A 21,047-nucleotide genomic window follows, 5' to 3' on the forward strand; every position below is an offset into this window, starting at 1 on the left:
CGTGCACGGGGCCATGTCAGTCATGGCCCCGTTCGCTTGTAAACTGCCGGCGGTGCCCCCATCACCAGACCAACCACCCGATTTTGAGGAACGTCTGCGATGCAGCAGAACGCCGAACAGACCCTGAGTCTGCCCCTTCTTCCCCTGCGCGATGTGGTCGTCTATCCGCAGATGGTGATTCCCCTGTTCGTGGGGCGCGAGAAATCCATCCAGGCCCTCGAAGCGGCCATGGAGGCCGACAAACGCGTGTTGCTGGTCGCCCAGCGCGAGGCCGGCCAGGACGATCCCGATACCCAGGACCTGTTTGCGGTCGGCACCGTGGCCGAAATCATGCAGCTGCTCAAGCTGCCCGACGGCACCGTCAAGGTGTTGATCGAGGGCGCCTCGCGCGCCGATGTCGGCGCTATCAGCGTGGCCGAGGCCGGCTATACCCAGGCCAGTGTGGCGCTGCGCGAGAGCGTACCCTTGACCGAGCGCGAGCAGGAGTCGCTGGTGCGGGTGCTGCTCAACCAGTTCGAGCAGTACGTCAAGCTCTCCAAGAAGGTGCCCAACGAGGTGCTCAGCTCGTTGTCCGGCATCGAGGACCCGAGCCGGCTGGTCGACACCGTCTGCGCGCATCTGTCGCTGAAGATCGACGACAAGCAGCAGCTGCTGGAGATGGACCGGGTGCGCGACCGTATCGAGCATCTGATGGCGCTGATCGAATCGGAGATCGACCTGCTGCAGGTCGAGAAGCGGATTCGCTCACGGGTCAAGGATCAGATGGAGAAGTCGCAGCGCGAGTACTATCTCAACGAGCAGATGAAGGCCATCCAGAAGGAGATGGGCGAGCTCGAGAACGTGCCTAACGAGGCCGAGAAGTACGAGACGGCGATCGAGGAGTCCGGCATGCCCAAGGAGGCTGCCGACAAGGCCAATCAGGAGCTGGGCAAGCTCAAGATGATGTCGCCGACGTCCGCGGAGGCGACCGTGGTGCGCTCCTACCTCGACTGGCTGATCTCGGTGCCGTGGAAGAAACGTACTCGGGTCAAGCACGACCTGGCGCGTGCTGCGGCGGTACTCGACGAGGACCACTACGGCCTCGAAGAGGTCAAGGAGCGCATCCTCGAGTATCTTGCCGTGCAGAAGCGCGTCAAGAAGCTCAAGGGGCCGGTGCTGTGCCTGGTTGGCCCCCCCGGGGTCGGCAAGACCTCGCTGGGGCAGTCGATCGCGCGGGCCACCAACCGCAAGTATGTGCGCCTGGCACTGGGCGGGGTGCGCGATGAGTCCGAGATTCGCGGCCACCGCCGCACCTATATCGGCTCGCTGCCGGGCAAGATGGTGCAGCGCATGAGCAAGGCGGGGGTCAAGAACCCGCTGTTCCTGCTCGACGAGGTCGACAAGATCGGCATGGACCATCGCGGCGATCCGGCCTCGGCGCTGCTCGAGGTGCTCGACCCGGAGCAGAACGACAAGTTCAGCGACCACTACCTGGAGCTCGACTACGATCTCTCCGAGACCATGTTCATCTGTACCGCCAACTCGATGAACATTCCCGGGCCGCTGCTCGACCGCATGGAGATCATTCGGCTGCCGGGCTATACCGAAGACGAGAAGCTGGCCATCGCCAGACGCTACCTGGTGCCCAAGCAGCTCAAGGCCAACGGCTTCAAGGAGGGTGAGCTGGAGCTTGCCGACGACGCGCTGCTCGAGCTGATTCGCTACTACACGCGTGAGGCCGGCGTGCGTGAGCTGGAGCGCCAGATCGCCAAGGTGTGCCGCAAGGTGCTGCGCGAGCGGCTCGAAGCGGAGGCCAAGGAGGGGGCCCAGGCGCCACGCGTGCTGGCGGCGGTGGATGTCGAACAGCATGCCGGCGTGCGCCGCTACAGCTACGGCCTGGCCGACCTCGAGAATCAGGTCGGTCGAGTGACCGGCCTGGCCTGGACCTCGGTGGGCGGCGAGCTGCTCAATATCGAATCGGTGGTGACCCCGGGCAAGGGGCGCATCAACAAGACCGGCTCGCTGGGCGACGTGATGAAGGAGTCGGTGAGCGCTGCCCAGACCGTGGTGCGGGCGCGGGCCGTGGCACTGGGGATCGACCCGGAGCGCTTCGAGAAGGAGGATCTGCATATCCACGTGCCCGAGGGCGCCACGCCCAAGGATGGCCCGAGCGCGGGGATCGCGATGGTCACGGCGATGGTCTCGGCCTACACTGAACGACCGGTGCGCTGTGACCTGGCGATGACCGGCGAGGTCAATCTGCGCGGCGAAGTCATGCCGATCGGCGGGCTCAAGGAGAAATTGCTGGCTGCCCGTCGGGGTGGTATAAAGAAAGTGCTTATACCCGAAGAGAACCGTCGTGACCTCAAAGAGGTTCCGGACAACATCAAGAACGCCTTGGATATCATGCCAGTGCGTTGGATTGATGAAGTGCTGGACGAGGCGTTAGTGGCAAAGCCTGGCGTCAAGAGCGACGAGCCGCGCCAGGATGATAAAGGCGCGTCGCACTCAATGATCAGTACGCATTAGTGGTATTTTTTCCATTATGGCTGACGTAGAAGTCAGTCATGATGGGGTCTGGGGCCAATAGTTGCTTGACAGATCTTTGCGTGCATTGCTATAAATCATGCTTTGACGTGATCGAGTAAGCCGATAAAAGATAGCGCCGATTAAAAGTCAATTTCCGAAATAGTCAAGGGGTGAAGTGTGAACAAGTCCGAGCTGATCGAAGCCATCGCTGCATCTGCAGATATTCCCAAGGCGGCTGCTAGCCGTGCGCTTGACGCCATGGTCGATAGCGTGACTGACAGTCTCAAGAAGGGCGATTCCGTTTCTCTTGTGGGCTTCGGGACCTTTACCGTCAAGGAGCGCGCTGCGCGCACTGGCCGTAATCCCCAGACCGGCAAGCCGATCGAAATCAGTGCCGCCAAGGTGCCGAGCTTCAAGGCAGGTAAGGCGCTGAAGGATTCGGTCAACTAAGCAGGGTCAACGCCCCGCCGACGTGCCGTAATGCCGCCAGGCGCATCGCGAAAGCGGTGCGCCTTTTTTACTGGGCGCTATTCGCCGCACCGCGAGACGACGATAGTCGCCGCATGCGGCGGGCAGGTATAATATGCGCCTACTCGATCTCCAGGGATTTCGTGCCACTCTTCAGCTGAGGCTAGCATGCTGCAAAGTATTCGGGACCGCTCCAAGAGTTGGGGCGCCAAGATCATCATCGGTGCCGTCGTGGTGACCATGGCCCTGTTCGGGGTCGACTCGCTGGTGACGCTGTTCACCGGCAGCCCCGACGACGTGGCCGAGGTCAACGGCCAGACCATTACCCGCCAGCAGGTGGAGATGAACGTGCAGCGCGCCATCCGCAGCGGCCAGGTGCCGCCGGAGCAGGAGCGGGCGCTGCGCAACCAGGTGCTGAATGAGCTGATCACCGATGCGCTGCTCGATAGCTACGCCGAGGATGGGGGGTTGTATCTCTCGGAAGGCCAGCTCGACCAGCTGATCGTCACGCTGCCGGAGTTCCAGGACCAGAACGGCCGCTTCTCCTCCGACCTGTTCCGCAACCGCCTGGCCAGCGCCGGCTACTCGCCGACCAGCTTTCGCGAGGAGTTGAAGGCCGACATGCAGCGACAGCAACTGCAGCAGGGCCTCGCCTTTAGCGACTTTACCTTGGACAGTGAGCGTGAGCGGCTGGGTGAGCTGCAACGCCAGGCCCGCAGTTTCCGCTACTACCTGCTCGGCGAGGCCGACCTCGAGACGTCGCCGCAGGTCAGCGAGGAGCAGCTCGAGGCCTACTACGCCGAGAACGCCGACAGTTATCAGCGCCCCGAGCAGGTGCGCATCGAGTACGTGATCATCGATCGCCAGGAGATGGCCGCCGAGTACGACCTCGACGAGCAGCAGCTGCGCGATGCCTACGCTGAGCGTGGCCGTGATGCCGAGCGGCGCGTGTCGCACATCATGGTGACCTTCAACGGCGAGCGCAGCCGTGACGAGGCCGAGGCGCGTCTCGAAGAGGTCCAGGCGCGTCTGGACGCCGGGGATGAGTTCGCCGAGCTTGCCGAGGAGTACTCCGACGATACCTCCACCAGCGAGGCCGGCGGCGACCTGGGCACGGTCAGCCGCGGCTTCTTCGATGATGCCTTCGAGGAGGCGGCCTTCAGCCTTGGCGAAGGCGAGACCTCGGATATCGTCGAAAGCGGCAACGGCCTGCACTTGATTCGCGTCACCGAGCTCGACATGCCCAGTTTCGAGGCGATGCGCGATGAACTGCAGCGCGATGCGGCGCTGTCCGAGGTGACCGATGACTTCAACCGTCGCGTCCAGCAGTTGATCGATGACAGCTTTGCCGCCGATGACCTGCAGAGTGTGGCGGACGATATCGGTCTCGAACTGCATACCACCGACTGGGTGTCGCGTGATGGTGCCGAGGGCGTGTTGTCGGAGCCCGGCGTCATGAATGCCGCCTTTAGCGACGACGTGCTTGTGGAAGGCTTCAACAGCGAGGTGATCGAGCTCGACGATGACCGCCGCATGGTGCTGCGGGCTGCCGAGCATCGTGACGCCACGCTGCTAGAGCTCGATGAGGTGCGCGAGCGGGTCGAGGCCTCGGTGAGTGCCAATCTACGCCGTGAAGCGCTGCGCGAACTGGCCGAGGAGCAGATCGCGGCGCTGCGTGACGGCAATGAACTCGATCTTGACTGGCAGGCCGTGGAGGCCGCCGGCCGCCAGTCCGGCGCCGCACCACGGGCGGTCATCCAAGCCGCCTTCCGTCTGCCGCAGCCCGACGGCGAGACCCGCTACGGCCATGTGCTCGACGGCGACCAGGTAGCGATCATCGCCCTGGATGAGGTCGCCAGCGGCGAGGTGGATGCCGAGGTCGATGGCTTCGTCACCCAGATGGCCGAGCGCCTACGCGCCCAGGCGGCGATCCAGGGGCTGCTGGAGTACCTGCGTAGTACCGCGGAGATCGAGCGCCTCTAGGGAAACACTGAGCGATTTTTCAGCGCTTCCTAAGGCCATTCTGTCAATAGGTAAACGCGTGGCTTTGGCCGCGCGTTTTTTTACCTAAAATATGTTATAAAGTAACGATTGAGAGCCTGCGACTCGAGGTGACCATGCAGCGCAGCGATGACAACACGCAGCCGATACCGGTGCACGTGGTGACCGGCTTTCTGGGTAGCGGCAAGAGCAGCCTGATTCGCCACCTGGTGGCGCATAAACCCGCCGATGAGCGCTGGACCGTGGTGATCAACGAGTTCGGGCAGGTGGGCATCGACCAGGCGCTGTTCGAGTCACGCGACGACGTGGTGGTCAAGGGCCTGCCGGGGGGCTGCCTGTGCTGCCAGTTGGCCTTCGTGCTGCAGGCTGCACTGGTCAATCTGATCCGCCGCGAACGCCCCGACCGGCTGATCATCGAGCCCTCGGGACTGGGGCATCCCGCCGGGCTGCTGGACATGCTGCGCAGCGAGGCCTTCGCTGGGGTGCTGGAGGTGCGCGAGATCATTGCCCTGCTCGATCCGCGTCGCCTGGATGACCGGCGTGCCCGCGAGCACGACACCTTTCGCGATCAACTGCTGATGGCGGATGCCGTGGCCTTGACCATGGTCGACCTGAGCAGCGCGGCCCAGCGCCGCGTGGCCCAGCGCTATGTGGATGCGATGTGGCCGCCCAAGCGCTGGGTGGACGAGGCGCCCCACGGGCGCTTGTCGCCGTCGCTGCTGTTCACGGCGCCGACGACCAGTAGCCTCGAGAGGGCGCCTGGCGTTGATCACCGTCAGCGACCGGCGGCGCTGATGCTGGATGAGTTCAGTTACCGCGAGCCGGTGCCGGGGCAGCCGTGCTTCGCAGCGGGGGAGGCGCTGGGCCATGCCAGCGTCGGTTGGCGCTGGCACGCGTCGGACTGCTTCTCGCTGGATGCCCTGACGCAGCTGCTGGACGGTCTCGACCGGCACTTGCGCGTCAAGGCAGTGTGGCACACCGATGTCGGTTGGCGGCTGTTCAACCGCGGTGACGGCTGCGCCGAGCTCACCCCCAGCGCCTGGCGGCGCGATTCACGGCTGGAGGTGATCGGCGAGGCCGGTAGCTTGCCGGATCCCGGGGAGCTTGGCGCGCAGCTGGCGGCTTGCCGGATGGCCGAGCCACTAACCGAGTGACACGCTCAACCGCCAGACAGTGGGAACTCGAGCAGATGCGGCGGGCGTTGGGCCTCGATGCGCACTTCCCAGCCGCGCTGAGGCTGCCAGTCGCCGAGTACCAGGCGCCGCGCGGGCTGGCCGTCGACCTCCAGTACATGCACGCCGGGGCGGTGGGTGTGGCCGTGGATCAGGGTCGCGACGTCGTGCTCGAGCAGCGCCTTGTCGACCTCTTCGGGCGTCACGTCCATGATGTCCTCGGCCTTGTTGGAGTTGGCCTCACCGGACTGCTGGCGCAGGCTCTTGGCCAGTTCCAGGCGCGCCGCCAGCGGCATCGCCAGCACCTGGGCTTGCCACTGCGGGTCGCGGGCCTGGGTGCGGAAGGCCATGTAGGCCTCGTCGCGGGTGCACAGGCTGTCGCCATGCATCAGCAGCACCGGCTTACCGCCGAGTTCGACACGGTAGGGGTCGGGCAGCAGGGTGGCGCCGCAGGCCTCGGCGAAGCGTGTGCCGAGCAGAAAGTCGCGATTGCCATGCATCAGGTAGAGTCGGGTACCGCCGCCACTCAGCGCCTTGAGTGCCTCGACCACCTGGGCGGCTAGCGGGTCGTGATCCGGTGTGTCGAGGATATCGTCGCCGATCCAGGCTTCGAACAGGTCGCCGAGAATGTATAGGGCATCGGCCTGGCTGGCGCGCGTTGCCAGGTAGGCGAGAAAGCCCTCGGTAACCTCGGGGGCGTCGGGATGCAGGTGCAGATCGGCGATCAACAGAGTGGTCATGGCATGGCTCCGCAGGCGTCAGGCGAAATAAAACGCCCGCGGGTCGGCGGGCGTTCTAGTCTGGCTTCGGGATCAGGCGTCCTTGAGGTAGGCACGCTGGATGACCACGTCCTCGGCAGGCACGTCGGCGTGCATGCCGCGACGGGTCGTGGGTACCTCCTTGATGCGCTCGACCACCTCCATGCCCTCGACGACTTCGCCGAACACGCAGTAGCCCCAGCCCTGGATCGACTTGCCGCTGTGGTTGAGGAAGTCGTTGTCGGCAACGTTGATGAAGAACTGCGCCGAGGCGGAGTGGGGGTCCTGGGTGCGTGCCATGGCCAGGGTGCCGGTGAGGTTCTTGAGGCCATTATCGGCTTCGTTCTCGATTGGGTCACGGGTCGGCTTCTGGTTGAAGTCGGTGTCGAAGCCGCCGCCCTGAACCATGAAGCCGTCGATGACCCGATGGAACAGGGTCCCGTCGTAGTGGCCGTCGGTGACGTACTGTTCGAAATTGGCGGCAGTCTTGGGGGCCTTGTCGTGCTCGAGGCGAATAACGATGTCACCGAAATTGGTCTGCAGAACGATCATGTGGGCTTCCTGAGGGTCTGTAAGGGTGCGCCTTGGCGTAGCGCGGCTGCGTCACGCTATAATAGCCGTTTTGCATCGACACGCGAAGTCGCAAGGGCCGGGCCGTTACCCTCCTTGGGCCGAGGCGGTCGCCATCGCGCCAACCAGAGGTTTGCTCTCACACCATGACCACCGATACTACCAGCGCGCCGAATTTCATTCGCAACCAGATTCGCGACGAGATCGAGGGCGGTCGTGGCGACAAGATCGTCACCCGCTTTCCTCCGGAGCCCAACGGCTTTCTGCATATCGGGCACGCCAAGTCGATCTGTCTGAATTTCGGGCTCGCCGAGCATTTCGGTGGTGACTGCCATCTGCGCTTCGACGACACCAACCCGGCCAAGGAAGAGCAGGCCTACATCGACGCCATCAAGGCCGACGTGGAGTGGCTGGGCTTTCAGTGGGCGGGTGAGGTGCGCTTCGCCTCGGACTACTTCGACCAGCTCTACGCCTGGGCACAGCACCTGATTCGCGACGGCAAGGCGTATGTCGACGACCTCTCGCCGGACGAGATTCGCGAGTATCGCGGCACGCTCACCGAGCCCGGCAAGCCGAGCCCGTATCGTGAGCGCTCCGCCGACGAGAACCTCGATCTGCTGGAGCGCATGCGCCAGGGGGAGTTTGCCGAGGGGAGCAAGGTGCTGCGCGCCAAGATCGACATGGCCGCGCCCAATATCAATCTGCGCGACCCGATCCTCTATCGCATTCGCCATGCCCACCATCACCAGACCGGCGACAAGTGGAAGATCTACCCCTCCTATGACTTTACCCACGGTCAGTCGGATGCCCTGGAGGGCGTGACCCACTCGATCTGCACCCTGGAGTTCGAGGATCACCGCCCACTCTACGAATGGTTCCTGGCCAACCTGCCGGTACCCTGCGTGCCGCGCCAGATCGAGTTCGCGCGCCTCAACCTCAACTACACCCTGACCTCCAAGCGCAAGCTCAAGCTGCTGGTGGATGAACAGATCGTCGACGGTTGGGACGACCCGCGCATGCCGACCATCTCCGGCATGCGCCGGCGCGGCTATACCCCCGGCTCGATCCGCAAGTTCTGCGAGATGATCGGCGTGACCCGCGCCGATGGCGGCCTGGTGGATATCGCCATGCTGACCCATGCGATCCGCTCTGACCTCGAGGACAACGCCCCGCGTGCCATGTGCGTGCTCAAGCCGCTCAAGGTGGTGCTGACCAACGTGGCGGAGGATTTCGAAGAGGTCTATGACGTGCCCGGCCATCCGGCCCGCGACGACCTCGGCGTGCGCAAGGTGCCGTTGACCCGGGAAATCTATATCGACCACGACGACTTCATGGAAGAGCCGCCCAAGAAGTTCTTCCGCTTGGCGCCGGGCAAGGAAGTGCGCCTGCGCAACAGCTATGTGATCCGCTGCGATGAGGTGGTCAAAGACGCCGCCGGCGAGATCGAGGCGCTGTACTGCTCGGTGGATTTCGACACCCTGGGCAAGAATCCCGAGGGGCGCAAGGTCAAGGGCGTGATCCACTGGGTCAGCGCCGAGCACGGTGTGCCCATGGAGGTGCGCCTCTACGACAACCTGTTCCAGGTCGAGCAGCCGGACAAGGACAAGGACGCCGACTTCCTCGAGCACCTCAACCCCGAGTCATTGCAAGTGTGTCAGGCGATCGGCGAGCCGAGCCTTGCCGAGGTCGCGCCGGAGAGCCGTTTCCAGTTCGAGCGGGTCGGCTACTTCTGTGCCGATCGCCATGCCTGTACCGACGGCAAGCGGGTATTCAACCGCACGGTAGGCTTGAAGGACACGTGGGCCAAGGTTCAGAAGCAAGAGGCCCAGAAGCAAGAGCCAGGTCACAAGAAGGGCTGATATGCAGATTTACAACACGCTGACGCGGCGCAAGGAACGCTTTACCCCCATCGAGCCGGGACGGGTGCGCATGTACGTATGCGGCATGACCGTCTACGACTACTGCCACCTGGGGCATGCCCGGGTGATGGTGGCCTTCGATGTGATCACCCGCTACCTGCGTGCCCGCGGCTTTGAGGTGACCTATGTGCGTAACATCACCGATATCGACGACAAGATCCTCAAGCGTGCCGACGAGAACGGCGAGAGCATCGGCGCGCTCACCGAGCGCATGATTGCCGCCATGCATGAGGACGAGGCGCGGCTCTTCGTGCTGCGTCCGGATGCCGAGCCCCGCGCCACCGGCCATATTGACGAGATCGTCGCCATGATCGAGACGCTGATCGACAAGGGCTACGCCTACGCAGCGGACAACGGCGACGTCTACTACCGGGTGCGCAAGTTCGAGGGCTACGGCAAGCTCAACAACCGCGACCTGGACGAGATGCGCTCCGGTGCCCGAGTCGAGGTCGAGGCGCACAAGGAGGACCCCCTCGACTTCGTGCTGTGGAAGGCGGCCAAGCCGGGCGAGGCGAGCTGGCCCTCGCCGTGGGGCGAGGGACGCCCCGGCTGGCACATCGAGTGCTCGGCGATGTCGACCTGCTGTTTGGGCGAGACCTTCGACATTCACGGCGGCGGGCCGGATCTGACCTTCCCCCACCATGAGAACGAGATCGCCCAGTCGGAGGCGGCCACCGGCAAGCCTTACGTCAACACCTGGATGCACGCCGGTGCGGTGCGCGTGGACCAGGAGAAGATGTCCAAGTCGCTCGGCAACTTCTTCACCATTCGCGAGGTGCTCGAGCACCACGACCCGGAAGTGGTGCGCTACCTGCTGGTGGCCAGCCACTACCGCAGCCCGATCAACTACGCGCCCGACTCGCTGGCCGAGGCGCGCAAGTCGCTGGAGCGGTTCTATACCGCCCTCGATGGCTTGGATCTGGAGGGCGTCAAAGAGGTCGACAGCGAGGTGCTGGTCGAGGCGCAGCGCGCCTTCAACGCCGCCATGGATGACGACTTCAATACCCCGGTGGCGCTGGCCGCGCTGTTCGACCTGGTGCGTGAACTGAACCGCGCGCGCAAGGAGACCCCCGCGGCGGCCCCCGGCTTGGCGGTGGGCCTCAAGCGCCTGGCCGGCGTGCTCGGCCTGCTGCAGCAGGATCCGGCGCGTTTCCTCCAGGGCGGTGATACTGCGCTGCCGCTGCCGGCGGACGATATCGAGGCGCGCATCGCGGCGCGTGCCGCCGCCAAGCAGGCCAAGGACTTCGCCACCGCCGATCGCATCCGCGATGAGCTGGCGGCGCTGGGGATCGAACTCAAGGACTCCCGTGAGGGCACCACCTGGGTACTGGCCAGCGCCGACGACCCGGCGTAGCGGCGCTGCGCCAGGTCTTACTATCCGCATGTCCTTTGACGCCCGATTCACCCTGAGGGGGTCGGGCGTCTTAGATGGTATCTACAAATTACTGCGCTCGGCCATACTGCGTTGAAATCACCTTCAAAATACTCATTTACACACTCGTAAACTCCGCCTTTTTCAGCTGATTTCGCCTTGCCTGGCCTTCGCTCGTGACGTTTGTAAGCACCCTCTTGGATTACCTTATGAGCAATATATCGCTCACAGTATCGCATCATGGCAATATTTGAGTGATATATTGCTCAAACAGTGGGCTGGCTGCTATCCTTTGAGCATTATATTGCCCATTGGGGGTGCCATGCATCTCACGCTTCAACTCTATCTGGATCAGCACTGGCAGGATGTTGCCGAACTCGAACTGCCGGCGCCCGAGCGGGGTATTCAGGGTCGCGCTGGCCTGCGCTATCAGCAGGAATATGCACTCGACTGGATGTTCCGAGACGACGAACATGCCTGCAGCATGAACCTGCCCGTAGAACTGATGATGACGCATCGCAGCAAAGGCTGGTTCGGCTTCCTGGAAGACATCATGCCCGCGGGTGCCAGCCGGCGATACTGGGTCGAGCAGTTGGGGCTGCAGGGGCTACCTGCCGGTGAACAGGACAGTCGACTGCTTGCCCAGGGGACCATTGCTCCGGTCGGCAATCTGCGTATCAAGGAGGCCGTGCCGGCGCTGCCGGGCGGCTCAGGCTTGCGTGAACGACGCTTCGCGCTGGCCAGCGTGGTCGAGAGGCATAGCGACTTTCTCGAGTACGCCCAGCAGATGGGCGCCGCTTCCGGCGGCGCCACGGGAGCCGGCGGCGAGGCGCCTAAATTGCTGTTGCGGCGGAGCGCGGATGATGAGGTATGGATCGACACCTGGCAGGACGACCCGCAGCAGCGCGATGATTACCTGCTGGTGAAGTTTCCACGCGGTCGGCGCAGCCAGGATGACTGCGATATCCTGCGTGCGGAGTATCACTACTATCAGGAGCTCGCCGCGTTGGGGGTAGACACCATCGCCACCGATGGCATGCGGTTGATCGAGGGTGAGCGCTATCCGTCGCTGTGGCTGCCTCGCTTCGATACTGAGTGGCGCGGCGATCGGCTGGTGCGCCATGGCCTGGAATCCGTCTACTCTGTGCTTGGCACGCCCGCCGGGAGCCATCTGAATCACTTCCAGGTCATTCGTCGCCTGGTGTCTCTCCTGCAAGGACAGTTTCGTGTGGTTGAGCTGAACGAGCGCTTCGATCGAGAGGCGTTCGTGATCGAATGGGTGAAGCGCGACCTGATCAATGTGGCGTTGGGGAATTCGGATAATCACGGCCGCAATACCGCCCTTATCAAGCGGCCCGAGGGGATCTGGTTGGCGCCGATGTTCGATGTCGCCCCGATGAAGGCGGATCCCGAAGGCGTCACGCGCACCACTCGCTGGGGAGCACCCTTCGAGGAGGGCGGCGAGTTTCGTTGGTCCGCGATTGCCGATGCGCTGGACGATCTGGTCCCGGCCGAACGCCTGATGAGCGCGCTGCGCCAGTTCGCCGCTGAGCTGATGGGGGTGGAGAGCCGGCTGCGTCAGCGCGGCGTGCCTGAGCGCATTCTCTCCATGCCGGCGGTGGGGCTGGCATCGCTCGACGAGCGGTTGGTTCGCTGGGGGCTGCAATGAGAACGGGGCAGGAAGACCGTGAGGGGCAGCTGCTGGCGGCGCTGCGCTGCCTGCTTGCCGACGAGATAAGCGAAGGGCAGCTGCTGCGCAAGCTACGGCGCGAGGTGCTGGGTCTGTCGCAGCAGGAGTACGCCAGCCTGGTGGGCGTGAGTCGCCGCACCCTCTCCGACATGGAGGGTGACAGGGGCAATGTGTCACTGGCGGTAATGAATCGCGTCTACCGCCCCCTCGGCCTGCGGGTGGGGCTGCTACCGCGGCAAACGGCGCTGCTGCATGAGGTACTGGAAGCTGAGCGGCCGTCGCAACACGATGCATGACACGGTTTGACAGCGTCTGGCATCCTTCACTAGCCTATTTATCATGATAAATAGGCTGGCGGCGTGTCGTCAGCATCAACCAGGACGACATCATGGCGCTCACCTATGAGCAGGCCGGCGCGCTGGCCTGGCAGTGGCTGGAGCAGATCGCGCGGGTCAGCGAGACCGACGACCCGGAACGCAATGGCGTGACCCGGTTGTGCGCCACTCGCGAGCATCGCCAGGCGCTGGACATGCTGGGCGGCTGGATGCGCGACGCTGGGATGGCGCTGCGCAGCGACAATGGCGCCAACTTGATCGGCCGCTATGCCAGTGCCAACCCAGCGGCTCCTACGCTGCTTCTCGGCTCCCACCAAGACACCGTGCCCCACGGCGGCAAGTACGACGGCATCATGGGCGTGCTGCTGCCCCTGGCGCTGGTCCGCTACCTCGACCATCACGCCATTGCGCTGCCGTTCCACCTCGACGTGGTGGCCTTCAGCGACGAGGAGGGCACCCGCTTCAGCTCGACGCTACTCGGTTCCAAGGTGCTCGCCGGAACCTTCGAACCGGCCATGCTCGATGCCCAGGACGACCAGGGCGTGACCCTGCGCCAGGCGCTGATCGACTTCGGCTGCGACCCGGAGCGCATCGCCGACGACCGCTATGCGCCTGGCGAAGTGCTGGGGTTCGTCGAGGTACACATCGAGCAGGGCCCGCAGCTCGAGGCCGAGGGCCTGCCGATCGGCGTGGTCAGCGCGATCACCGGCATCGAGCGTCACAAGCTCAGTATCCATGGCTTGGCCGGCCACGCCGGCACGGTGCCGATGCATCTGCGCCAGGATGCGTTGGTAGGGGCCGCCCGGGTGATCGGCCTGGTCGATGAGCTGTGCAAGGCGACCGATGAGCTGGTTGGCGTGGTGGGCAAGATCGACAACTCGCCCAACGGGGTCAACGTGATCCCGCAGCGCACCGATCTCACCATCGAGCTGCGCTCCCCCGACGATGCCACGCGGCTGGCCGCCCGCGAGACGCTGCTGACACGTATCGACGCCGCGCTCGCCGAGCTCGACCTGCGCCTCGAGCAGCGGCTGATCTATGAGCAGGCCGCGGTGCAGTGTGCTCCGGCGCTGGTGAGTCGGCTCGAGGCCGCGGTCGCGGCGAGTGGCGTGACGCCGCGCACCCTGTTCAGCGGCGCCGGCCACGACGGCCTGGCGATGCAGGCCTTGTGCGATATCGGCATGCTGTTCCTGCGCTGCGAGCGGGGCATCAGCCACCACCCTGACGAAGCCATCGACCCCAATGACCTCGGCGTGGCGGTGGAGGTGCTGGCACGCTTCGTAACCGCCTTGGCCGAGGCGGAGCGCTGGTAGACCTGCTAGCGAACGGTAGCTGCCGCCAGGGGCGGTAGCGGAATGCGCCGCGGCCAGTCGTCGCCAACGATGAACAGCCGCTGCCAGCCAGTGGTGCCGTGCAGCATCACCGGCAGCGGCGCCGCGCGCGCCGCGAAGTGCGCGCGGATATGGGCATCCAGTGCCGGCATTGACAGCAGTTGAGCCGGCATCGGCGGGGCCAGCCAGTGCGGCTTGCTGAGCCAGGCGCCACGGGTGTCGGCGTCGAGTCCGTCCTGGAAGGCGGCCCACTGAGATTCATGCAGCCAGTGCCCGCGCAGGTGGTCGACGGTGGCCTCGCGAGGGGCGAGCAGGGCGGAGGCATCAGATGCCAGCGGGTAGAACAGTGCACCGGGAATCGCCAGGCGTTGTTGGATGCCGTTGAGCAGCGCATCCTCGACCAGCGCCGCTGAGCCAAGCAGTTGGCCGAGGGTGTCGGTATCGCTGACCCGATCGAGCAGCGGTAGCTGGTGGTCGTGAAGATGCTGTCGTTTGACCGCCAGACTGTCGACGCAGCCGGGGCCGATCCAGCGCGACTGGCTGTCGGCGCCGCCGGGGCCCTCCACCAGGCCCAGGTAGAACTTGATCGCGACCTCCAGGTGTACCAGGCGACCGTCGCGGCGCCGCTGGTAGATCAGGTCGAGTTCGCCCAGGGTGCGCTTATCACGCTCGATGCGGCAGTTGTGGGCAATCAGGCGCGTGCCCGGTGCGCTGGCCAGCAGGTGCTGCCAGAGTCGCTCGTGGTAGTGGCCGAGGCGACCGCTGGCGCTGTCGGCGACGCGCCGTTCCAGCGGCAGCGGGTCGTGCTGCTGGGCGTCGAGGTACTCGGTGAGGGCAGTGCCGATGAGGCCCAGCTCTTCGCCAGTGGGCCGCCCCGGCCACGCCATCGCCAGCAGGTCGGGGGCGGTGATCAGCCAGGCCAGGTCGCGAACCAGCGGGTGGCTGTAGCGTGCGATGAGGCGTTGATCGTCCGTCTGGCACATGCGACTAGCTTCCTTGATACTGAGCCCACACCCATTTGACACCGGAGCGGTTGCGATGAACAGGACGTTGACGTGGATGAGTGCCGTGCTGGCCGGCGGCTTGCTGAGCCTGAGTAGCGCCCAGGCCGACGATCCCGTAGTGGTGTCGTCGAAGATCGATACCGAGGGGGCCGTGCTCGGCCAGTTGATCCTGCTCAGTCTGGAGCGGGCCGGTATCGACGTCGAGGATCGCACCCAGTTGGGGGGCACCAGCATCGTGCGCGAGGCGATCATCGCCGGCGAGATCGATATCTACCCGGAATACACCGGTAACGGCGCCTTCTTCTTCGATATGGCCGACAGCGACCTGTGGCGCGATGCCGAGGCGGCCCATGCCGAAGTTGCCGCGCTGGACCTCGAGCGCAACGGCCTAGTGTGGCTGACGCCCGCCAACGCCAACAATACCTGGGCGATGAGCGTGCGCGGCGATGTGGCCCGCGAGCACGGTCTCGAGACCCTCGAGGACCTGGCTGACTACCTGGCCGACGGCGGCGAGTTCATCTTTGCCGCCAGCGCCGAGTTCGTCGAGTCCGAGGCGGCGCTGCCGGCGTTCCAGGAGGCCTACGGCTTCGAGCTGAGCTCCGATCAGCTGGTGGTGCTGTCGGGGGGCAACACTGCCGCCACCCTGCGTGCTGCCGCGCTGCAGACCAACGGCGTTAATGCCGCCATGGCCTATGGCACCGACGGCGGGCTCAATGCCCTGGATATCAAGGTGCTCGAGGATACCCTGGCGGTGCAGCCGGTCTACCAGCCGGCGCCGCTGATCCGTGAGGATGTGCTCGAAGCCTATCCGCAGATCGAGTCGCTGCTGACACCGGTGTTCGAGGCCCTCGACCTGGAGACCCTGCAGCGCCTCAACGGCGACGTGGCGGTCGAAGGTGCCGACCCGCGCCAGGTCGCCAGCGAGTTTCTCGACGGGCTCTGAGCGACGTGAGTGATGTGATGTCGCCCGCCGCGGCGCCCAATCCGGTGCTGCTGGTGCTCACTGCACTGGCGGCATCGGTCATGCTCGGCCTGCCGCTGATCAGCGTGCAGCCCAATCGCATCATGCCCGGAGAGGGCCTGACGCTATGGGCCCTGGGTGGGCCGCTGGCGGTGGCCGCCGTGCTGACCCTGCTCGCCGCCCTGGCCTGGCTGGCGTGGCGGCCCACACGGCGTGCATTGGCGACGGCCCTGGCGCTGGTTGGCCTGTGCCTGGCGCTGCTGCCGTGGGGCCTGGTGGCGGTTGCGGCCGAGCAGATCGACCCCGACATGGCGTCGGCCAGGATCGGCCTCGGCGCTGGCCTGTGGGCGCTGCTGTTCGTGCTGCTGCTGGCGCTGCTGGAGCTGCTCAACCGCCTGGCGCTGGGGCCGCTGCCGCGCTGGGGGCTGACGCTGGTGTTGGCCTTGTCGCTGTTCGCCGCCTTGGCTGGCGGTGGGCTCGACAGCCTGGCGCTGATGCGTGAGTACCATGGCCGCAGTGCCACCTTTCATGCCGCACTGCGCTATCACCTGGTGCTGGTGGCGGCGGTGGTCGGCATCAGCTTGCTGTTGGCAGCCGCGCTGGCGCTGGCCATGCGCCGCTGGTCGCGGCTGCAGCGCGGCACCTTCAGCGTCCTCAGCGTATTGCAGACCATTCCCAGCCTGGCGCTGTTCGGGCTGCTGCTGGCGCCACTGGCCTACCTCGCCGCACGCTTTACCTGGCTGGGAGATCTGGGGGTTCGCGGTATCGGCTGGGCGCCAGCGCTGATCGCCCTGGTCGCCTATAGCCTGCTGCCGATGACCCGCAACGCCTACGTGGCCCTCGATGAGGTGGCCGCCGATGTCACCGACGCCGCCCGCGGCATGGGCATGAGCCCGGGGCAGGTGTTCTGGCAGGTGAGGCTGCCCTTGGCGCTACCGGTGATGCTGGAGGGCATCCGCATCACCGCGGTGCAGGCCATCGGCCTTGCCGCGGTGGCGGCGCTGATCGGCGCCGGCGGGCTGGGCACCTTCATCTTCCAGGGGCTGGGTCAGGCAGCGATGGACCTGGTGCTGCTGGGCGCCTTGCCGATCATCCTTATCGCACTGCTGGTGGATGGCGCGTTCAGCGCCCTGGCCGAGCAGCTGCGCCGATCTCAGGGACGAGGAGACACAGCCCATGGCGGATGAAAGACAAGCGGCAGCGGCCAAGATCGAGCTCGATGCGGTCACCAAGCGCTTCGGCGATGTCACTGCGGTGGATGCCATCCGCTTGGCCATTCCCCGCGGCGAGCTGTGCGTGCTGGTGGGGACGTCCGGCTGCGGCAAGTCGACCACGCTGCGCATGATCAATCGCCTGATCGAGCACACTGCCGGGCAGATCCGCATCGACGGCCAGCAGATCCGTGACTTCGACGAGCAGCGTCTGCGGCGGCGAATCGGCTACGCCATCCAGAGTACCGGGCTGTTTCCGCATTGGACGGTGGCGCGCAATATCGGCCTGGTGCCGCGTCTGCTGCGCTGGCCGGCGTCGCGCATTGCCGCGCGCGTCAGTGAACTGCTGGCACTGCTGGGCCTCGACGAGAGCGAGTTTGCCGGCAAGTACCCTCACCAGCTCTCCGGCGGCCAGGCGCAGCGCATCGGCGTGGCGCGGGCCCTGGCCGCGGATCCCGAGGTTCTGCTGATGGACGAGCCTTTCGGTGCGCTCGACCCGATCACCCGCGAGAGCCTGCAGGACGAGCTGCTGCGGCTGCAGTCGCGGCTGCACAAGACCATCGTCTTCGTCACCCACGACATGGACGAGGCGCTCAAGCTGGCCGACCGTATCGTGGTCATGGATGCCGGTCGTATCGTCCAGCAGGGCAGTGCCGAGGCGCTGCTTCAGGCGCCGGCCGATGCCTTCGTCGAGTCGCTGCTGGGCGGGCGCGACCGTGGCCTCAAGCACGCCGCGCTGACCCGCGTGGCCGAACGCATGCGCCCGCTCAGCGACGCCCAGCGAGGCGATCAGGCGCTGGAGACGCTGAGCGTTGCCGCCGACGACAGCCTGCGCCAGGCGCTGTCACTGATGCTGTGGCACGGCGTCGACAGCCTGCTGGTCAACGATGTCGAAGGGCAGATGGTCGGCAGCCTCTCGCTGCGCGATGTCGTGGTGGCGAGGGGGGCGAACTCATGAGCCTGGCGCGACGCTTGAGTGCGCCGCTGGCCTGGGCGCTACTGCTGGCGGCTCTGATGCTGCTGATGCCGCTGTTCGAGGAGGTCTTCCGCCTGGTCGCCCCGGACACGCGTGCGGTGATCTACCAGCGCGACAGCTTCGCCAGCTTGGTCGCCAACCATCTGCTGCTGGTCGGAGTAGCCTCGCTGTGCGCCATCGTGGTGGGCATGGGGGCGGCGATCCTGGTTACCCGCCAATGGGGGCGTGATTTCCTGCCCCTGGTCAGCCAGCTGGCCTCGATCGGCCAGACCTTTCCGCCGGTGGCGGTGCTGGCGCTGGCGGTGCCGGTACTCGGCTTCGGTAGCCAGCCGACCATCGTCGCTCTGATCCTCTACGGGCTACTGCCGATCGTGCGCAATACCCTGGTCGGGATCCAAGGCATTGCCCCAGGGGTGATGGAGTCGGCGCGCGGCATGGGCATGTCGGGGCGCCAGATTCTGTGGCAGGTGGAACTGCCGCTGGCACGACCGGTAATCCTGGCCGGCATTCGCACTTCGGTGACCATCAATATCGCCACCGCGGCGATCGGCTCGACCATCGGCGCGCGGACCCTGGGTGACCCGATCATCGCCGGCATCGTCAACGGCAATACGGCGTTCATCTTGCAAGGCGCGCTGCTGATCGCGCTGCTGGCGCTGTGCGTGGATAGCCTTTTCGAGCGGCTGCAGTTACGTTAGCCCCTGCTATTGGCAACCCTTCATCATATACCTCGGCTGTCAGTTGCTTGGCAAGAATGTCGGCAATAAAAGGCGGGCTGTTTATAATATTTCATTGAATTAAAAATTGCTAATTTCTCCCTTCCTTGTCAATGCGCCATGCAGGCGTATGGGGAATAGGTGGAGATAGTTCAATGGAAAACATATCAGTAAAGAAGATGGTGGCGATCCCTCTCTTGTTATTGCTTGGCATGATCGTGTTACTGGGCGGTATGGGTATGATGGCAGAGCGTGAATCGGCTCAGGTGCTGACTGAAATCAACCAGATCAGCGCCCAGCAGGCGAGCGCTGCCAACCGGGCGGAAACCAACCTGATGGAAGTGCGTGTGCGGCTGGAAAGGATGGTACAGCACTACCGTAGCGACCGGCCTGAAAGGGCGCAGGTCGCGCTAGAGGAAGCGCTCCAGGCACTCTCCAGAAGTGATGCGCGGATCGAGTCGCTCGCCAATGTCACGCTGCCCGAAGGCTCCGAACGGCGGATATTGATCGACAACATAGTGGATGGATACCGGTATGTCGTTAGTGATGCGCTGCGTGGCGATCTCGACAGCGCCCGGTTCGACGCCATCGAGCGCCAACTCGACCCTATTAACCAGCGGTTTCCTGCCTTTAGCGAAGCCATTGACGTGTTTAATCGTTATGCCCTGGAAAGAGGCAATCGGGTACATGCCGATAGTGTCAGAGATGGACAGATCTTATTGATAACGGTAGCGGTGCTAATAGTGGTTGCCGTCGGGCTTTATTTGGTGATGCAGCGCTTGCTTAATCGGTTACTGGTCTCACCGTTACAGCGTGCCGTACAAGTTTGTGAAAACATCGCCAAAGGCGACCTGACCAGCGATATAGATGCCAAAGGGCATAATGAGATGGGACGCTTGTATGCTGCGATGGCTAACATGCAGGAGCGCCTCGAAGAGATGATCGGCACACTGCACCAGAGTAGCGAAGCGGTGGCCAGTAGTTCGCAGCAAATTGCCAGTGGCAGTCAGGACCTGGCATCGCGTACCGAGCAGCAGGCCGCGGCGCTACAGCAAACCGCGGCGAGCATGGACGAGATATCCTCCATCGTTCGCCAAAACGCCGAGACCGCGAGCCAGGCCGAACGCCTGACCCAGGAGGCCTCGCGCAAGGCCGAAAGCGGCCAGCAAACGTCACACCAGACCAGCCAACTGATGCATGGACTGGAAGAGAGCTCGAAACGCATCAACGAGATCATTCAGGTCATCGACTCGATCGCCTTCCAAACCAACATACTGGCTTTGAATGCGTCGGTCGAAGCGGCCCGGGCGGGTGAGCACGGCCGTGGGTTCGCAGTCGTCGCCAGCGAAGTCCGCTCGTTGGCGACTCGAACCTCTGACTCCTCGAAAGAGATCCGTCACATGATCGAAGACATCTCCCAACGTATCATCGAAGGCGCCAATCAGGCCCAGCAGAATGGCAAAAGCATGGATGGCATCAATCAGGCGGTGACAAGGGTCAATGACATGATGCAGGCACTGGCGCTAGCGGCTAAAGAGCAAGAGACCGGCATCGACCAGATCAGCACGGCGGTGACCGAGATGGACTCCGCGACCCAGGAAAACGTGTCATTGGTCGAGGAGACCAGCACGGCGTCGGCATCGCTGCAGCATGAAGCCAGCTCCCTGGCCGAGCTTGTCGCCACCTTCCGGCTTACCCGTGCCGCCCAGCACAGCACTCCCACACTGGCCAATGCGTCCGTGGCTCCGCGCTTGCAGCAGCCAGACGCAAGCGTAACGGACGCTAGGCAAGTGTCATCTCGCTCCACTCCGGAGTGGGACACTTTCTAAGCGTTCACCACCATCTGGCGTATCGCGCTACCCTGCCGCTGTGCGGGGTAGCGCATAGGGCTGGACAGCAGCTGGATCAGCATAGGCAAGCTCAATGTAACATCGCGCTTGGTGACGTTAACGTAAACTGATGATAGCGTTGATCCAGATATGGGTGAGATGACGCCGAGCAGCTACCTTGAGATCAGGAGCATAGATCCCACCGCCCAACGGCCGCGCCCACAAG

Annotated in this window: 17 protein-coding genes; 14 read left to right on the forward strand and 3 right to left on the reverse strand. The window is 64.5% G+C overall.

The window, feature by feature from the left end; translation table 11 throughout:
* Window positions 1-99 precede the first annotated feature (99 nt).
* The 4 genes from lon (at window position 100) to CK498_RS01530 (ending at window position 6,131) form a co-directional block, all read left to right on the forward strand.
* Window positions 100-2,508 carry an endopeptidase La gene (gene lon, locus CK498_RS01515; protein ID WP_095619087.1) on the forward strand — a complete coding sequence of 803 codons (2,409 nt, stop codon included), beginning with the start codon at window positions 100-102 and terminating at the stop codon, window positions 2,506-2,508.
* A gap of 177 nt (window positions 2,509-2,685) precedes the next feature.
* Window positions 2,686-2,958, forward strand: coding sequence for a nucleoid-associated protein HU-beta (gene hupB / locus CK498_RS01520; protein ID WP_095619088.1), 273 nt, complete (start codon window positions 2,686-2,688; stop codon window positions 2,956-2,958).
* A 186-nt stretch (window positions 2,959-3,144) separates the two neighbouring features.
* The gene (locus CK498_RS01525; protein ID WP_095619089.1) at window positions 3,145-4,959 is read left to right on the forward strand and encodes a SurA N-terminal domain-containing protein; all 1,815 of its coding nucleotides are present in this window, start codon (window positions 3,145-3,147) and stop codon (window positions 4,957-4,959) included.
* 134 nt (window positions 4,960-5,093) lie between these two features.
* Window positions 5,094-6,131, forward strand: a complete 1,038-nt coding sequence (locus tag CK498_RS01530) for a CobW family GTP-binding protein (protein ID WP_095619090.1) — start codon at window positions 5,094-5,096, stop codon at window positions 6,129-6,131.
* 5 nt (window positions 6,132-6,136) lie between these two features.
* Here the strand turns inward: CK498_RS01530 and CK498_RS01535 are convergent, their stop codons facing one another.
* Entirely contained in the window at window positions 6,137-6,889 is a 753-nt protein-coding gene (locus CK498_RS01535; protein ID WP_095619091.1) for a UDP-2,3-diacylglucosamine diphosphatase, read from the reverse strand.
* A gap of 72 nt (window positions 6,890-6,961) precedes the next feature.
* Window positions 6,962-7,459 (reverse strand): peptidylprolyl isomerase, encoded by a 498-nt coding sequence (locus CK498_RS01540; RefSeq protein WP_095619092.1) that lies wholly within the window; start codon window positions 7,457-7,459, stop codon window positions 6,962-6,964.
* Between the two features lie 164 nt (window positions 7,460-7,623).
* Here CK498_RS01540 and CK498_RS01545 point away from each other — a divergent pair, with 164 nt between their 5' ends.
* From CK498_RS01545 to CK498_RS01565, 5 genes are all read left to right on the forward strand, one after another.
* Window positions 7,624-9,336 (forward strand): glutamine--tRNA ligase/YqeY domain fusion protein, encoded by a 1,713-nt coding sequence (locus CK498_RS01545; protein ID WP_095619093.1) that lies wholly within the window; start codon window positions 7,624-7,626, stop codon window positions 9,334-9,336.
* Between the two features lies 1 nt (window position 9,337).
* The gene (gene cysS / locus CK498_RS01550) at window positions 9,338-10,750 is read left to right on the forward strand and encodes a cysteine--tRNA ligase (RefSeq protein ID WP_095619094.1); all 1,413 of its coding nucleotides are present in this window, start codon (window positions 9,338-9,340) and stop codon (window positions 10,748-10,750) included.
* A gap of 340 nt (window positions 10,751-11,090) precedes the next feature.
* The gene (locus CK498_RS01555) at window positions 11,091-12,437 is read left to right on the forward strand and encodes a type II toxin-antitoxin system HipA family toxin (RefSeq protein ID WP_095619095.1); all 1,347 of its coding nucleotides are present in this window, start codon (window positions 11,091-11,093) and stop codon (window positions 12,435-12,437) included.
* On the forward strand, window positions 12,434-12,754 hold the full coding sequence (locus tag CK498_RS01560; RefSeq protein WP_095619096.1) for a helix-turn-helix transcriptional regulator: 321 nt from the start codon (window positions 12,434-12,436) through the stop codon (window positions 12,752-12,754). Before CK498_RS01555 ends, CK498_RS01560 begins: the two co-directional genes overlap by 4 nt.
* Window positions 12,755-12,846: 92 nt before the next feature.
* Complete coding sequence (locus CK498_RS01565; protein ID WP_095619097.1) at window positions 12,847-14,106, forward strand: allantoate amidohydrolase; 1,260 nt, start codon at window positions 12,847-12,849, stop codon at window positions 14,104-14,106.
* 5 nt (window positions 14,107-14,111) lie between these two features.
* Here the strand turns inward: CK498_RS01565 and CK498_RS01570 are convergent, their stop codons facing one another.
* Window positions 14,112-15,107 carry a DUF1853 family protein gene (locus tag CK498_RS01570; RefSeq protein WP_095619098.1) on the reverse strand — a complete coding sequence of 332 codons (996 nt, stop codon included), beginning with the start codon at window positions 15,105-15,107 and terminating at the stop codon, window positions 14,112-14,114.
* Window positions 15,108-15,162: 55 nt separating this feature from the next.
* On the opposite strand from CK498_RS01570, the gene osmF reads away from it, so the two are divergent.
* The 5 genes from osmF (at window position 15,163) to CK498_RS01595 (ending at window position 20,821) form a co-directional block, all read left to right on the forward strand.
* Window positions 15,163-16,071: a glycine betaine ABC transporter substrate-binding protein OsmF gene (gene osmF / locus CK498_RS01575; RefSeq protein WP_095619099.1), complete on the forward strand. Its 909-nt coding sequence runs from the start codon at window positions 15,163-15,165 to the stop codon at window positions 16,069-16,071.
* Window positions 16,072-16,088: 17 nt separating this feature from the next.
* Window positions 16,089-17,276 carry an ABC transporter permease gene (locus CK498_RS01580; RefSeq protein ID WP_095619100.1) on the forward strand — a complete coding sequence of 396 codons (1,188 nt, stop codon included), beginning with the start codon at window positions 16,089-16,091 and terminating at the stop codon, window positions 17,274-17,276.
* Window positions 17,266-18,258, forward strand: a complete 993-nt coding sequence (locus CK498_RS01585; RefSeq protein WP_095619101.1) for an ABC transporter ATP-binding protein — start codon at window positions 17,266-17,268, stop codon at window positions 18,256-18,258. Before CK498_RS01580 ends, CK498_RS01585 begins: the two co-directional genes overlap by 11 nt.
* Window positions 18,255-18,974 carry an ABC transporter permease gene (locus CK498_RS01590; RefSeq protein ID WP_095619102.1) on the forward strand — a complete coding sequence of 240 codons (720 nt, stop codon included), beginning with the start codon at window positions 18,255-18,257 and terminating at the stop codon, window positions 18,972-18,974. The genes CK498_RS01585 and CK498_RS01590 overlap by 4 nt, the downstream gene beginning before the upstream one ends.
* Window positions 18,975-19,147: 173 nt before the next feature.
* The gene (locus CK498_RS01595) at window positions 19,148-20,821 is read left to right on the forward strand and encodes a methyl-accepting chemotaxis protein (RefSeq protein WP_095619103.1); all 1,674 of its coding nucleotides are present in this window, start codon (window positions 19,148-19,150) and stop codon (window positions 20,819-20,821) included.
* The last annotated feature ends 226 nt before the right edge of the window (window positions 20,822-21,047 follow it).

The sequence above is a fragment of the Halomonas salipaludis genome, from assembly GCF_002286975.1.
GTDB lineage: Bacteria > Pseudomonadota > Gammaproteobacteria > Pseudomonadales > Halomonadaceae > Franzmannia > Franzmannia salipaludis.

Excerpts from the sequence above, each read along its gene's own strand:
- lon (WP_095619087.1), top strand. The coding sequence starts at position 100 with ATGCAGCAGAACGCCGAACAGACCCTGAGTCTGCCCCTTCTTCCCCTG.
- CK498_RS01525 (WP_095619089.1), top strand. The coding sequence starts at position 3,145 with ATGCTGCAAAGTATTCGGGACCGCTCCAAGAGTTGGGGCGCCAAGATC.
- CK498_RS01530 (WP_095619090.1), top strand. The coding sequence starts at position 5,094 with ATGCAGCGCAGCGATGACAACACGCAGCCGATACCGGTGCACGTGGTG.
- CK498_RS01535 (WP_095619091.1), bottom strand. The coding sequence starts at position 6,889 with ATGACCACTCTGTTGATCGCCGATCTGCACCTGCATCCCGACGCCCCC.
- CK498_RS01540 (WP_095619092.1), bottom strand. The coding sequence starts at position 7,459 with ATGATCGTTCTGCAGACCAATTTCGGTGACATCGTTATTCGCCTCGAG.
- CK498_RS01545 (WP_095619093.1), top strand. The coding sequence starts at position 7,624 with ATGACCACCGATACTACCAGCGCGCCGAATTTCATTCGCAACCAGATT.
- cysS (WP_095619094.1), top strand. The coding sequence starts at position 9,338 with ATGCAGATTTACAACACGCTGACGCGGCGCAAGGAACGCTTTACCCCC.
- CK498_RS01555 (WP_095619095.1), top strand. The coding sequence starts at position 11,091 with ATGCATCTCACGCTTCAACTCTATCTGGATCAGCACTGGCAGGATGTT.
- CK498_RS01560 (WP_095619096.1), top strand. The coding sequence starts at position 12,434 with ATGAGAACGGGGCAGGAAGACCGTGAGGGGCAGCTGCTGGCGGCGCTG.
- CK498_RS01565 (WP_095619097.1), top strand. The coding sequence starts at position 12,847 with ATGGCGCTCACCTATGAGCAGGCCGGCGCGCTGGCCTGGCAGTGGCTG.
- CK498_RS01570 (WP_095619098.1), bottom strand. The coding sequence starts at position 15,107 with ATGTGCCAGACGGACGATCAACGCCTCATCGCACGCTACAGCCACCCG.
- osmF (WP_095619099.1), top strand. The coding sequence starts at position 15,163 with ATGAACAGGACGTTGACGTGGATGAGTGCCGTGCTGGCCGGCGGCTTG.
- CK498_RS01580 (WP_095619100.1), top strand. The coding sequence starts at position 16,089 with ATGTCGCCCGCCGCGGCGCCCAATCCGGTGCTGCTGGTGCTCACTGCA.
- CK498_RS01585 (WP_095619101.1), top strand. The coding sequence starts at position 17,266 with ATGGCGGATGAAAGACAAGCGGCAGCGGCCAAGATCGAGCTCGATGCG.
- CK498_RS01590 (WP_095619102.1), top strand. The coding sequence starts at position 18,255 with ATGAGCCTGGCGCGACGCTTGAGTGCGCCGCTGGCCTGGGCGCTACTG.
- CK498_RS01595 (WP_095619103.1), top strand. The coding sequence starts at position 19,148 with ATGGAAAACATATCAGTAAAGAAGATGGTGGCGATCCCTCTCTTGTTA.